This window comes from Actinoallomurus sp. CA-142502 (assembly GCF_050936355.1).
Lineage (GTDB): Bacteria > Actinomycetota > Actinomycetes > Streptosporangiales > Streptosporangiaceae > Actinoallomurus > Actinoallomurus iriomotensis.
Window position 1 is genome coordinate 8,829,579 of sequence record NZ_JBNJMY010000001.1, and the last position, 12,869, is coordinate 8,842,447.

Annotated in this window: 11 protein-coding genes; 4 read left to right on the top strand and 7 right to left on the bottom strand. The window is 72.8% G+C overall.

Annotated features, from left to right (window positions below; genetic code table 11):
- The first annotated feature begins 6 nt into the window (after positions 1-6).
- The 3 genes from ACQEV1_RS41200 to ACQEV1_RS41210 all read left to right on the top strand — a co-directional run bounded on the left by ACQEV1_RS41200 (position 7) and on the right by ACQEV1_RS41210 (position 3,484).
- Positions 7-918, top strand: coding sequence for a cobalamin biosynthesis protein (locus ACQEV1_RS41200; protein ID WP_433401955.1), 912 nt, complete (start codon positions 7-9; stop codon positions 916-918).
- Entirely contained in the window at positions 915-2,405 is a 1,491-nt protein-coding gene (locus ACQEV1_RS41205; RefSeq protein WP_433401957.1) for a cobyric acid synthase, read from the top strand. The genes ACQEV1_RS41200 and ACQEV1_RS41205 overlap by 4 nt, the downstream gene beginning before the upstream one ends.
- Before the next feature lie 119 nt (positions 2,406-2,524).
- On the top strand, positions 2,525-3,484 hold the full coding sequence (locus ACQEV1_RS41210; RefSeq protein WP_433393274.1) for an IS481 family transposase: 960 nt from the start codon (positions 2,525-2,527) through the stop codon (positions 3,482-3,484).
- A gap of 3 nt (positions 3,485-3,487) precedes the next feature.
- Here the strand turns inward: ACQEV1_RS41210 and ACQEV1_RS41215 are convergent, their stop codons facing one another.
- The 3 genes from ACQEV1_RS41215 to ACQEV1_RS41225 are packed head-to-tail and all read right to left on the bottom strand — an operon-like array spanning position 3,488 to position 5,817.
- Positions 3,488-3,850, bottom strand: a complete 363-nt coding sequence (locus ACQEV1_RS41215; RefSeq protein WP_285630880.1) for a YybH family protein — start codon at positions 3,848-3,850, stop codon at positions 3,488-3,490.
- Between the two features lie 51 nt (positions 3,851-3,901).
- Positions 3,902-4,684 carry a hypothetical protein gene (locus tag ACQEV1_RS41220; RefSeq protein ID WP_433401959.1) on the bottom strand — a complete coding sequence of 261 codons (783 nt, stop codon included), beginning with the start codon at positions 4,682-4,684 and terminating at the stop codon, positions 3,902-3,904.
- A 47-nt stretch (positions 4,685-4,731) separates the two neighbouring features.
- A complete protein-coding gene (locus ACQEV1_RS41225) occupies positions 4,732-5,817 on the bottom strand; it encodes an FAD-dependent oxidoreductase (RefSeq protein ID WP_433401961.1) in 1,086 nt (361 codons plus the stop codon).
- A gap of 158 nt (positions 5,818-5,975) precedes the next feature.
- Here ACQEV1_RS41225 and ACQEV1_RS41230 point away from each other — a divergent pair, with 158 nt between their 5' ends.
- Positions 5,976-6,515 (top strand): hypothetical protein, encoded by a 540-nt coding sequence (locus ACQEV1_RS41230; RefSeq protein WP_285630876.1) that lies wholly within the window; start codon positions 5,976-5,978, stop codon positions 6,513-6,515.
- Here the strand turns inward: ACQEV1_RS41230 and ACQEV1_RS41235 are convergent.
- From ACQEV1_RS41235 to ACQEV1_RS41250, 4 genes are all read right to left on the bottom strand, one after another.
- Complete coding sequence (locus ACQEV1_RS41235) at positions 6,494-7,369, bottom strand: hypothetical protein (protein ID WP_433401963.1); 876 nt, start codon at positions 7,367-7,369, stop codon at positions 6,494-6,496. The two genes, ACQEV1_RS41230 and ACQEV1_RS41235, sit on opposite strands and share 22 nt — an antisense overlap.
- Positions 7,370-7,388: 19 nt before the next feature.
- On the bottom strand, positions 7,389-11,009 hold the full coding sequence (locus ACQEV1_RS41240) for an ABC transporter ATP-binding protein (protein ID WP_433401965.1): 3,621 nt from the start codon (positions 11,007-11,009) through the stop codon (positions 7,389-7,391).
- Positions 11,002-11,433: a MarR family winged helix-turn-helix transcriptional regulator gene (locus ACQEV1_RS41245; protein ID WP_285574062.1), complete on the bottom strand. Its 432-nt coding sequence runs from the start codon at positions 11,431-11,433 to the stop codon at positions 11,002-11,004. The genes ACQEV1_RS41240 and ACQEV1_RS41245 overlap by 8 nt, the downstream gene beginning before the upstream one ends.
- Positions 11,434-12,300: 867 nt before the next feature.
- Positions 12,301-12,747, bottom strand: coding sequence for a nitroreductase family deazaflavin-dependent oxidoreductase (locus tag ACQEV1_RS41250; RefSeq protein WP_433401967.1), 447 nt, complete (start codon positions 12,745-12,747; stop codon positions 12,301-12,303).
- Positions 12,748-12,869 lie beyond the last annotated feature (122 nt).

The following is a 12,869-nucleotide window of genomic DNA, read 5'->3' on the forward strand; positions in this document are numbered from 1 at the left end:
CGTCCCATGACGATCGCTCGGGGTCTGGTGGCCGGGGCCACGCTGGACGCGCTGACCGGTGATCCGCGGCGCGGCCATCCGGTGGCCGCGTTCGGGCGGGCGGCGGCGGCCCTCGAACGCCGGCTGTACGGCGACTCCAAGGTCCGCGGCGCGGTGTTCGCCGGGCTCTGCGTCCTCGGCGCGGCCGGGCTCGGAGCGGCGAGCCGGGGCCGTACGGGGCCCGTCGCCGCCGCGACCTGGGCGGTCCTCGGCGGCACCTCCCTGGCGCGCGAGGGGCGGGCGATGCGGGCGGCCCTGGAGGCCGGCGACGTCGAGGCCGCCCGCGCCCGCCTGCCGCACCTGTGCGGGCGCGACCCCGACGCCCTCGACGCGAAGGAGCTGGCGCGCGCCACCGTCGAGTCGGTCGCCGAGAACACCTCCGACGCCGCGGTCGCGCCGCTGTTCTGGGGCGCCCTTCTCGGCGGCCCCGGCCTGCTCGGCTACCGCGCGGTCAACACGCTGGACGCGATGGTCGGCCACCGCAGCCCCCGCTACGCCAACTTCGGCTGGGCCGCCGCGCGCGCCGACGACGTCGCCAACTGGGTGCCGGCCCGGCTCACCGGGCTGCTCACCGTCGTGTGCGCGCCGCTCGTCGGAGGCTCGCCGCGCGAGGCGTACCGCGTGCTCCGCCGCGACGGCGCCGCGCACCCCAGCCCGAACGCCGGCCGCTGCGAGGCGGCCTTCGCCGGCGCGCTCGGCGTGCGGCTCGGCGGCGTCAACGTCTACGGCGACCGCGTCGAGCACCGGCCCGCACTCGGCGACGGCCGTCCACCCGAGCCCGATGACATCCGCCGCGCCGTCCGGCTGTCCCGCGCGGTCGGCCTCGCCGCCGCCGGCCTCGCGGCGGGTGTCCGTCTCGCGTTCGGGCGTGGCCGGTGAAGGGCGCGCTGCTGGTCGCCGGGACGACCTCCGACGCGGGCAAGAGCGTGCTGACGGCCGGGCTGTGCCGCTGGCTGTCCCGCCAGGGCGTACGCGTCGCGCCGTTCAAGGCGCAGAACATGTCGCTGAACTCCATGGTCACCGCCGACGGCGCGGAGATCGGGCGGGCGCAGGTCATGCAGGCCGCCGCCGCCCGCGTCGAACCGACCGCGGACATGAACCCGGTGCTGCTCAAGCCCGGTTCCGACCGCCGCAGCCAGGTCGTCGTGCTCGGCCGCCCGGTCGCCGAGGTGGACGCCCTGGGATACGGCGAACACCGGGCGCGGCTGCGCCAGGTCGTCGCGGCGAGCCTGGCCCGGCTGCGCGCGGAGTACGACGTGGTGATCTGCGAGGGCGCCGGGAGCCCCGCCGAGATCAACCTGCGGCGCGGCGACCTGGCGAACATGGGACTGGCCCGCGCCGCCGAGCTGCCGGTGATCGTCGTCGGCGACATCGACCGCGGCGGGGTGTTCGCCGCACTGTACGGGACGGTCGGGCTGCTGGAACCGGAGGACCAGCGGCTCGTCGCCGGTTTCGTCATCAACAAGTTCCGCGGCGCTCCAGAGCTGCTCGCTCCGGGCCTGGCCCAGATCAGCGCGCTGACCGGCCGGGACGTCTACGGCGTGCTGCCCTGGCTGGAGGGGCTCGGCCTCGACGTCGAGGACTCCCTGGCCCTGGACGGACGCCGTACGGCGCCGCGCGCGGGCGAGGGGACCCTTCGCGTGGCGGTGGTACGGCTGCCGCGGATCTCCAACTTCACCGACGTGGACGCGCTGGCGACCGAACCCGGCGTGGTCGTGTCGTACGCCACGACGCCGGGCGAGCTCGCCGACGCCGACCTGGTCGTGCTGCCCGGTTCGCGCGCCACCGTGTCCGACCTCGGCTGGCTGCACGAGCGCGGTCTCGCCGCCGAGATCGTCCGCCGCGCCCGCGCCGGGCAGCCGGTACTCGGCATCTGCGGCGGCTACCAGATGATGGCGCGGGAGATCCTCGACGACGTGGAGTCCTGCGCCGGCGCCGTCCCGGGGCTGTCCCTGCTGCCGGCGCGCGTGGAGTTCGCCCCGGAGAAGACGCTGCGCCGGCCGGCCGGTTCGGCGTACGGCGAGCCGGTGGAGGCGTACGAGATCCACCACGGGATCGTCGCGGTGGAGGGCGGCGAGCCGTTCCTCGACGGCTGCCGCGAGGGTTCCGTGTGGGGGACGACCTGGCACGGGGCCCTGGAGAACAACGGCTTCCGCCGGGCGTTCCTCACCGACGTCGCGCGTACGGCGGGACGCGACTTCACGCCCGCGCCGGACACCGACTTCGCCGCGCTGCGCGAGGCCCAGCTCGACGCCCTCGGCGACCTCGTCGAACACCATCTGGACACCGACGCGCTGACCAAGCTCATCGAGGCGGGCGCCCCGTCGGGTCTGCCGGTCGTCCCTCCCGGAGGCGCGGGTTCCTAGGTGTGCTGTCCGGGGACGTTGGTGACAGGCGACACGCCCTGGGTGGTTCTTGAACAAGGGGAGGGCCTTCTGGTTTCGGTGTGGATTGCGACATCTGCACCGACGTCCAGGAGGCCCTCATGCCCCACCGTAATGCCCCGCTGACCCCGACCGGCCGCCTGCGCCTGGCCCAGTGCATCGTTGAGGACGGCTGGCCACTACGCCGGGCCGCCGAACGCTTCGGCGTCAGCCACACCACCGCCGCACGCTGGGCCACCCGCTACCGGCAACTGGGCGCCGCCGGCATGCATGACCGCTCCAGCCGCCCGCACCACAGCCCGCGCCGAACCCCACCACAAATCGAGGCACACGTGGTCGCGCTGCGCCGGGCGCACCGCATCGGCCCGCTCCGGCTGGCCGCCCGCACCGGCATCGCGCCCTCCACCGCTCACCGCATCCTGACCCGCCACGGCCTGCCACCCCTGGCGGTCTGTGACCGCGCCACCGGCGAACCCATCCGCCGCTACGAACGCCAACGCCCCGGCGACCTGGTCCACATCGACGTCAAGAAACTCGGCCGCATCCCCGACGGCGGCGGACACAAGACCCTGGGCCGCGCCGCCGGCCGCAAAAACCAGCGACGTGCCGGCATCGGCTACCTGTACCTGCACACCGCCCTGGACGACCACTCCCGCCTGGCCTACACCGAAACCCTCACCGACGAGACCGCCGCCACCTGCGCCGCCTTCCTCGTCCGCGCCACCGCGTGGTTCGCCGCCCGCGGCATCACCATCCAACGGGTCCTGACCGACAACGCCTGGGCCTACACCAAGACCACCTGGCGCACCATCTGCGACGAACTGGGCATCAGCCCTCGCTGGACCCGGCCCTACCGGCCCCAGACCAACGGCAAGGTCGAACGATTCCACCGCACCCTGACCGAGGAATGGGCCTACCACCAGCCCTACACCTCAGAAACCGAACGCCAAACCGTCCTCATCGACTGGCTGGACTGGTACAACTACCACCGACCCCACACCGGCATCGGCGGCCAAACCCCAGCCAGCCGCGTCACCAACCTGTCCGGACAGCACACCTAGGGCCTAGTCCGGCGCGGACCACCATTCCTCGAAGGAGCGGCAGCGGCCGTCCTCGGCGAAGCGCATGATCCACAGGTCGCGGAACTCCTCGTGGTCCGGCTCGCCGTACGTCACCTCCACCCGCACCACGGCCGTGTCACCGTCGACCGCGACGATCTCGCTGGTCATCTCGAAGACCTCGTCGGGACCGGTGCGCTCCTCGTCCCACATCTCCTCGATCTCCGGCAGACCGGTCAGGGGTTCGTCGTACGGGCCCTGCCGGTAGGTGGCGTCCGTGGTGAAGAGCCCGGCCAGCGGCTCGGTGCCGGGGGTACGCCAGGCTCGCTCGTAGCCGTCGATCCACGCGGCCACCCGTTCCTTGTCCATGGGATCAGTGTGGCCGAAAGATCGAGCGTTCACGACGGAACGGCCGATCGGTCACCTACTTGTCGATTTGGCGCTGACCAGCTGGACGAGCCGGGTGACGACGTTCTGCACGACGAAGCGGTGGGATTCGTTCGCCAGGTCGAGGTCCACCATGTCCACGACCTGAGGCGCCTGCCCCGCGACGTCAAAGCGCAACCTGCTGTTCATGTGCTCACCGGTCGGCATGCCGGACAGGCGGACCCCGACCTTGAAGATCATTCGTTTCTCGTGGCACTCCCACGTGCCGTCATCGGTGAAGCATTCACCGGGGCCCAGATCACGCCGGGCGGACCAGTAGCCCTTGGCCCACTTTCCGTCAGGTCCGAGTGACGACTCGCCGGCCGCTTCCTTCATGGCGCGGCGATCTTCGTCGTAGTCGTGTTTCATCCACTGCGGGTCGCCAACGCCGTCGAGGCCGATGTCGAACGTGAACCCGTATCGGTAGGTCGCCCCGGCCTTGTCGGTGAAGCGTCCGGGGAAAAGAAGGTCGATCGTGCAGTCCGCCTTCTTCGCGACGCCTATCTCACGCCCCCGGGTGGTCTTGAGATCGACGTCGTGGGCCTCGAAGGAGATGTCGGCCGCCTGCGGGAAGACCGCCGTCAGCTCCGCCTTGGATACGAAGGCGCACGCGTCCGGCCACTGCGTCACGTCGGCATAACCGGACTCGCCGGAGGTCGCGGGAATCGCAACGTGCCGCTTCTCCGGCTGCACCGCCTGCACGGTGATCGCCGTCGGCAGCGCCGCCTTCGGCGCGTGCGAGCTGTGCGAGGAGCATCCGGTCAGCGCGAACACCACGCCGCAGGCCAGGACGAGCCGTTGAAACCCCATGAGCCGGAAAGCTACTAGGAACGCGGCGGCCGGAGGGCGAACCGGTCGATCGGCGGTGCGCCCTCCAGCAGGTCGGTGACGAGCTCGCCGATGAGCGGGGCGAACTTCGCGCCGTGCCCCGAGCAGGGCGAGCAGACGACGATCGGGCCCTGCCGGTCGAGCACGAAGTCCTCCCCCGGCGCCCAGGTGTACAGGCACGTCGTCTCGGAGCGCGGAACCGGGTCGACGCCGGGCAGCCACTCCCGCGCGTACGCGAGCGCGCGCTCGCGTGCCTCCGGGTCCACGGTGAAGTCGCGGGTGTCGGCGGTGGTGACCGTGCCCCGCAGGTGCTCGCCGAGCTTGACCCAGGGTCCTTCGGGCAGCGCGTACATCTCCAGCGCCTCCTCCGACGAGCCGTGCACGATCGTCGGCCAGGGGCCGGGCTCGCGCGGCGCGAAGAAGAAGACCTGCTGCTGGGTGACGGTCAGCGGTGGCAGCGGGACGAGCCCGCCGAGCAGCGGACCGGTCCAGGCGCCCGCCGCCACGACGAGGGTCCGCGCCTGCCAGGTGTCCGCGCCGGCGCGGAACCGTACCCCGTCTTCGTCCGGCTCCAGGTCGCGTACGGGCGTCTCGTGCGCGACGGCGGCGCCTTCGGTGGCCGCGAGCCGGGTCATCGCGGCGATCGTCGCCTCGGGGTCGATGACCCCGCCCTCCGGGTCGTGGACGACCGGGCCGGTGAACCGGATGCCGGGCCAGCGGACCGCCGCGTCGGCCGGGTCGAGCAGTTCGGCCGCGACCCCGTGCTCGCGCAGCAACGACGCCATGCGCTCCGGTTCGCGGCCCGGCCCGTGGTCGACGCCGCCGACCCGGTCGAGCAGACGCTCGCCGGCCTCGATCTCCAGGCGCTCCCACAGCCGCCCGGCCCGGCCGGTGAGCTCGACGTAGAACGGGTCGAGGTAGGCGCGACGGTAGATCCGCGCGTGCCCGTGCGAGCTGCCGCGCCGGTGACCCGGCGCGTACGCCTCGAACGCCGCCACCGTGTGCCCGCGCCGCGTCGCCGCCCAGGCGACCGCCGCCCCGGAGAGCCCGAGTCCTGCCACTGCCACATCAACGTGCCGCATGAACTCATCCTGTATGAGGCCGAAGTCGGCCGCATCTCGTCTGGCCGGGCCGAAAGGCGCATATTAGGATACGTATGCACCTTGCACATAAACTTGCGACATAGGAGGGGTTCGGTGACCCACCACCCCCACACCGCCCTTTCGTCCCCCCACACGCCATGAACAGCCCGGCGGCGGCCGAGACCGGCTGGAGCCGGCTCGACGAGGTCGCTCTCGGCAGTCTGCTCGCCACGGCCGCGGCGGCCGGCACCGGGCCGGTCCGGCTGGTCGGCGCGCAGCTGCACGACCTCGCCGCCCGGCTGGTCGTCGACGGACTGCCCGTCGAGGCGACCGTGCCCGGACGGCGCGGGGCGCGCGCCCTGCGCCGGGCGCTGCGCCGGGCCGGGCAGCGTTCGGCGGTCGCCCCGATCGTCGCGAACATCGGCATCGACCTGCCGTTCTCCGACTCGGCCGCGCACGTGCTCGTCTGCCGGCTCGACCCGCAGACGTTCCCGTTCCCCCGGCACACCGTCCGTGAGCTGGGCCGTGCCGTCAGCCCCGGCGGCACGGTCGTCCTGCTCACCGGCGGGCAGGCTCCCTGGCCCGCCGGGCTGGTCGACGCCTGGGCCGTCTCGGCGGGCCTGGCGCCCCAGTCCGAACGCGACACCGGCGGCGCACTGCCCTTCGCCGGCGCCGTCTACGAGTCCCGTCCGGCGTAGCCCCGGGAGGCCGGGGTCTCGGCCGGCTCCGCCGGCGGTTCGCCGAAGCGGGCGAGGATCAGGGCGCCGGCCACCGCGAGCGCGAAACCCGCCGCCGCGAGGCCCACGTACCCGTGGCGGGTGCGGTCGCCCAGCAGCAGCACGCCGACGAGGGCGGGCACCAGTGTCTCGGCCACCACGACGGTGCCCGTCGTCACGGTCACCGAGCCGCGCTGCAGCGCCGTCGTGAAGAACAGGAACGCCACCAGGCCACCGGCCGCGACGACGTACATCGCCGGATCCCGCAGCAGGTCCCACGGCGCCAGGCTGCGGACCACGCGTGAGCCGATCGCGACGAACCCGAAGCCGAGGCCCGCGGCCAGGCCGAGCACGGCGGAGCGGGCCCGGCCCCGTAGCCGTCCCGCCACGGCGCCGCCGACGCCGACCACCACGACGCACCCCAGCAGCACCAGCTTGAACCGCAGGCTGACCGCCGCCGGGTTCTCGTGGCCCGCGGAGAGCCCGAGCATGGCCAGACCGGCGCAGACCGCCGCGACCGCCGCCCACTCGGACCCGCTGAGCCGTACGTGCAGCACGCGGACCGCGACCACCGCCGTCACCGCGAGGTTGGCCGCGACCGCCGCCTGCACGACGAACAGCGGCAGCGACCGCAGCGCCGCCAGCTCGGCGAAGAAGCCGAGGATGTCCAGTCCGGTGCCGAGCACGAACGGGACGCGCCGGAGGAGACGGACCAGCAGCCGGGGATCGACGCCCGCCCCGACCGGGGTCGTGCGCGCCGCCACCGCCTGCATCACGCTCGCGACCCCGAAGCACACGGCGGCCGCGATCGCGCCGAGCAGGCTCAACACCAACACGCGACCACCATACGGGCCGTCAGGCCGCCTGCCACAGGGAGGCGTACTGGCCGCGGTCGCGCAGGAGCTGGTCATGCGTGCCGTCCTCGACCACCCGGCCGTGCGCCATCACGACGATCCGGTCGGCGTGCCGGGCCGTCTGGAGCCGGTGCGCGATCAGTACGGTCGTGCGCCCGGCGGCGACGCTGTTCATCGCCCGGGTGACGCGGGCCTCCGTGGCGAGGTCGAGGTTGGCGGTGGCCTCGTCGAGCAGCAGGATCGCGGGGTCGACCAGTTCGGCGCGCGCCAGGCAGATGAGCTGCCGCTGCCCGGCCGACAGGGTGGCGCCGCGCTCGGCGATCTCGTGGTCGTAGCCGCCGGGCAGCCGCATGATCAGGTCGTGCGCGCCGACGGCGCGGGCCGCCCGCTCGACCTCGGCGGCGGAGGCGTCCGGCCGCCCGTACGCGATGTTGTCGTGCACGGTGCCGCGGAACAGGAAGGTCTCCTGCGGGACGTACCCGAGCTGCCGCCGGTAGGCGTCCAGATCGAGGTCGCGCAGGTCGTGGCCGTCGACGACGATCCGGCCCCCCTGCGGGTCGTAGAAGCGCGCCAGCAGCTTGACCAGGCTCGACTTGCCCGCGCCGGTGGCGCCGACGAGCGCGACCGTCTCCCCCGGCTCGATCGTCAGGTCGACCTCCCGCAGCGCTTCCTCCTCGATCCCCGGATAGCCGAACCGCACGCCCTCCAGCCGGATCGCCCCGTGGAGCGGGCCCGGGTCGACGGGCGCGGCGGCGACCGGCGTCGCGACCGGCTCGGCCATGAGGTCGCGGATGCGGGCCATCGACACCCGGGCCTGCTGCCAGTCGTCGAAGACCTCCGAGAGCTGCTGGATCGGGGAGAAGAACAGGTTGACGTACAGCACGAACGCGATCAGCTCGCCCGGCGTGAGGGAGTGGCCGCGCACCATGTGGTAGCCGAGGGCCAGCACGACCACCGCCGCGACGTCGGACAGGAAGTCGACGAACGGGAAGTACAGCGAGATGAGGCGCTGCGCGGCGAGGCGGGCGTCGGTGTAACTGCGCGTGATGCGCTTGAACTCCCGCTGCCTGCGGTTCTCCTGGGTGAACGCCTGCGACTCCCGTACGCCCGCCATGCTCTCCTGGAGGCTGGCGTTGACGATCGCGATCCGCTCCCGCGCCTCCCGGTACGGCTCGGCGGACAGCCGGCGGAACGCCACGGTCGCGACGAACAGCGGAATCAGCACGAGCGCGGTGGCGCCCGTCAGCACCGGGCTCATGACGAACATCGCCACGGCGACGCCCACGAACGTGAACAGCGACGCGACCGCGCTGATCAGGCCGTCCTGCAGCAACGAGGAGAACGCGCTCACGTCGGTGGTCATCCGGGTCATGATGCGCCCGGCCATCTCACGGTCGTAGAAGTCCACGGCCAGCCGCTGCAGCTGGGCCCAGACCCGGATCCGCAGCGCGAACATGAGCCGCTCCCCCGTACGCCCGGCCACGAGCGTGACCGCGCGGGAGATCGCCAGGTCCACGAGCGCCACGCCGAGGAAGATCCCCGCCGCCGTGAACAGCGCTCGCTGCGATCCGGTGAGCACGCCCTGGTCGATGCCGTCGCGGGACAGGTACGGTCCGGCGACGCCGGCCAGCGCGTCCAGGATCACCAGCAGCAGGCCCAGGCCGAGCGGGAGGCGGTACGGCCGCAGGAACCGCCACAGCGTGAACCGCGACTCCGGCTGTGACTCCCGTGCGATGTCCACCTCGGGCAGGTCACGCGAGGGCGGCAGCGCCGAGACGCGCCGGAGCATGTCGTCGTGGGCGAACGCCCCGCCCAACCCCGGCCGGTGTCCGTCCCCGGCCTCGGCGCGTGCGGCCGGGCCCGGCGAGGGCTCCAGATCGTCGCCCTCACCGGACAGCAGCCGCCGGTAGAGCGGGCAGCGGCCCATCAGCTCGGCGTGCGTGCCGTCGTCGATCACCCGGCCGGCGTCGAGCACGGCGATCCGGTCGGCGAGGCGGAGCGTGGACCGGCGGTGCGCGACGAGCAGAGTCGTGTGCCGGTGAAGGACACGCCGCAGCGTCGCGTGGATGCTCTCCTCCACCTTGGCGTCGACCGCGCTGGTGGCGTCGTCGAGCACGAGGATGCGCGGGTCGGACAGCAGGGCGCGGGCCAGGGCGACCCGCTGGCGCTGGCCGCCGGACAGGGTCAGGCCGCGCTCGCCGACGATCGTGTCGTAGCCCTCGGGCAGGCGGGTGATGAACTCGTGCGCCTCGGCGGCACGCGCCGCGGCCTCCACCTCCGCGTCGGTGGCGTCGGGCCGCCCGTAGGCGATGTTGTCCCGCAGCGACTCGGAGAACAGGAAGCTCTCCTCGAACACCATGCCGATCTGCGAGCGCAGCGAGGCGAGCGTGACCTCGCGGACGTCGTGCCCGTCGACGCGTACGGTCCCCTCCTGGGGGTCGTGGAACCGGAGGAGCAGGTGCGCGGCGGTGGACTTGCCCGACCCCGACGCCCCGACCAGCGCGACGACCTCGCCGGGGGCGATCCGCAGGTCGAACCCGTCCAGCACCGGCTCGGACCGCCAGAAGCCGAACCGTACGTTCTCGAAGGAGATCTCACCGCGCAGGCGGGGCAGCTCACGCGCTCCCGGCGCGTCGGTCACCGCGGGCGTCGTGTCGAGCAGCTCGAAGATGCGCTCGGCGCCGGCGCGCGCCTGCGGAGCGGCGCTGAGCATCCGCGCGATCAGGCGCGCGGGGTTGATCAGCAGGACCAGGTACGAGGCGAAGGCCAGGAACGTGCCAACGGTGATCTTGTCGTTGAGCGCCAGCCAGCCGCCCAGCGCCAGCACGCCGACCTGCCCGAACGTCGGGATCGACTCCAGCAGCGGCTGGTAGCGCGCCGACAGGCGGATGGCCCGCATGCTGGAGCCGTACAGGTCGGACGCCGAGCCGGCGAGGCGCTCGAACTCCCGCTGCTCCTGCCCGAACCCCTTGACGACGCGTACGCCGGTGACCGCCTGGTCGACGACCTGCGCGACGTCGCCGGTCCGCTGCTGCATGTCCCAGGTCGCCGGGTAGAGCCGTGTGCGCATGCGGTACGCGCCGACGACGAGGATCGGCAGGATGACCAGGCTGATCAGCGCAAGCAGCGGTGAGAAGGCGAACATCACGCCGAGCGAGGCGACCATCAGCACGAGGTTGCTCGTCAGCGTCGGCAGGACCCGCAGCACCGTCAGCACGAGGCTGATGTCGGAGTTGGCGCGGGAGACGAGCTGGCCCGTGGCCATCCCGTTGTGCGCCTGCAGGTCGAGCCGCTGCAGCTCGCGGTGGATGGCGCCGCGCAGCCCGTACGCGACCTCGAGCATGACCTTGGAGGAGTTGAACCGGCGGGTGCGGGCGGCCACGAACCCGACCGTGCCGAGGGCGAACAGCAGCACCAGCCACGGCGTGAGCGGGGCGCGGGAGGCCAGGATCACGTCGTCGACGACGTGACGCTCGACCACCGGGACCAGGGTGCTCACGCCCGCCCAGATCAGTCCCGCGATGAACGTGCGGACCAGGCTGCCGCGCTGCCGGAGCACGAACGGCAGCATCCGGCGGATCCAGCCGCCCCGCACCCCCGGCCTGCCCCCGCGCTCAGCCATCGGCGAGCCGTTCCATCAGGCCCGCGGCCAGCCGGAGCAGCTCGCGTTCGGTCGGCGTGAGCCGCTCGGCCATCGCCTTGGCCAGCCACGCCTCTCTCCTGACGGTGTCCTCGTCGAGCACGGCGGTCCCCTTGTGGGTGATCTCGATCCGTACCTGGCGGCGGTCCTTGTCGTCCGGATGCCGGACGATCAGGCCGTCGTCCTCGAGCCGGGAGAGCATCCGCGTCAGCGACTGCGGCTGCAGGCGCTCGGCGGCGGCCATCGCGGAGGCGGTCATCGGGCCGTTCAGCGCCAGCAGGTTGAGCAGGCTCAACCTGCTGCGGCTCAGGCCGTAGCTGACGCGCTCGGCACGCAGCCGACGGCCGAGCTGGCCCATCGCCTGGCGCAACGCGCTCGCGGTCGACCGTGTCTCATCCTCGTCCACACACTAAGCAAAGCTTAATATCGGGTGCCTGGCAAATGCTTACATGTCCTAAACAGGGGGTAAAAAGCAACGCATTGCGTACCGTTGAGTATATGGAGGCGGGTTTCGGCCCGTGGGGTTATCCGCCCGTAGGGTTATCCACAGGCGGGCCAGGGGCCTTCCCACGGGGAGTCCCGACGCTTGACCATGGAAGTGGGCTGGAGCCCCCGTGGCGGGCGGGGACCGTGACGGGCGGGGACCGTGACGGACGGGGACCGTGACGGGCGGGGACCGTGACGGGCGGGGACCGTGACGGACGGGGACCGTGACGGACGGGGACCGCAACCGGCGGGGACCGCGACCGGCGGGGACCGTGACGAGCGGGGACCGCGATGGGCCGGGACCGCGACCGGCGGGGACCGTGACTAGCGGGGACCGTGACTAGCGGGGACCGCGATGTGCCGGGACCGCAACCGGCGGGGACCGCGACCAGCGGGGACCGCGACCGGCGGGGACCGTGACTAGCGGGGACCGTGACTAGCGGGGACCGCGATGTGCCGGGACCGCGACCGGCGGGGACCGCGACCAGCGGGGACCGCGACCGGCGGGGACCGTGACTAGCGGGGACCGTGACTAGCGGGGACCGCGATGTGCCGGGACCGCGACCGGCGGGGACCGTGACGGGCCGGGACCGTCACGAGCAAGGACCGTGACGGACGGGGACCGTGACGAGCGGGGACTGGGGCGGGCGGGGACTGGGGCGGCTGGCCGATCCGGGGTCTCCGGCGCCCTTGCGCGCGCCGTTGGTCTGTCCGGTGGTCTGTCCGGCGACCTGCGGCCGCTCAGCCCCTCGCCGGACGATCCCCGGCGCCGCTCGGGGCGGCGGTTTCAGTTCAGTCGGAAGACGGGGTAGCCGGGGGCGATCTCGAGCAGCTTGTCGTCGGAGGCGTCCGGGCCGACCCCGTCGAAGAACATGGCCACCTCGAACTTCCAGCGTCGCAGGTAGGACCGCAGGATCTCCGGCTTGTCGCCGTCGGCCACCTCCGTGGCGGTGAAGACCTCGGTCCGGCGGCCGAGGTGGAGTTCGCCGCCGCCCGACACGCGCATGTTGCGGACCCACTGCGTGTGGCCGCGCGGGGCGACGAGGTAGCGCTCACCCTCGTGGACGAGGAGGTTGACCGGTGTGGTGCGCCACTCGCCGGTCTTGCGTCCTCGGACGTAGAGGATGCGCGAGCCCAGCAGGCTGATCCCCATGCCCGTCAGGCCGCTGACCAGCCGGCGGGTGGCGCGGTCCAGGAGGTTGTTGCCTTTGACGACCCGGAGTTCGGCGGCCATGGGTGCTCCTTCATCAGATGAGAGCAGTGCTCTCGACTAAGAGCAGTGTGCACCCGCAGATACCCGCGAGTCAAGAGCACTGCTCTCGGAAGTGGTCGCCGCTCCGGTCACCGCCTCGCGGT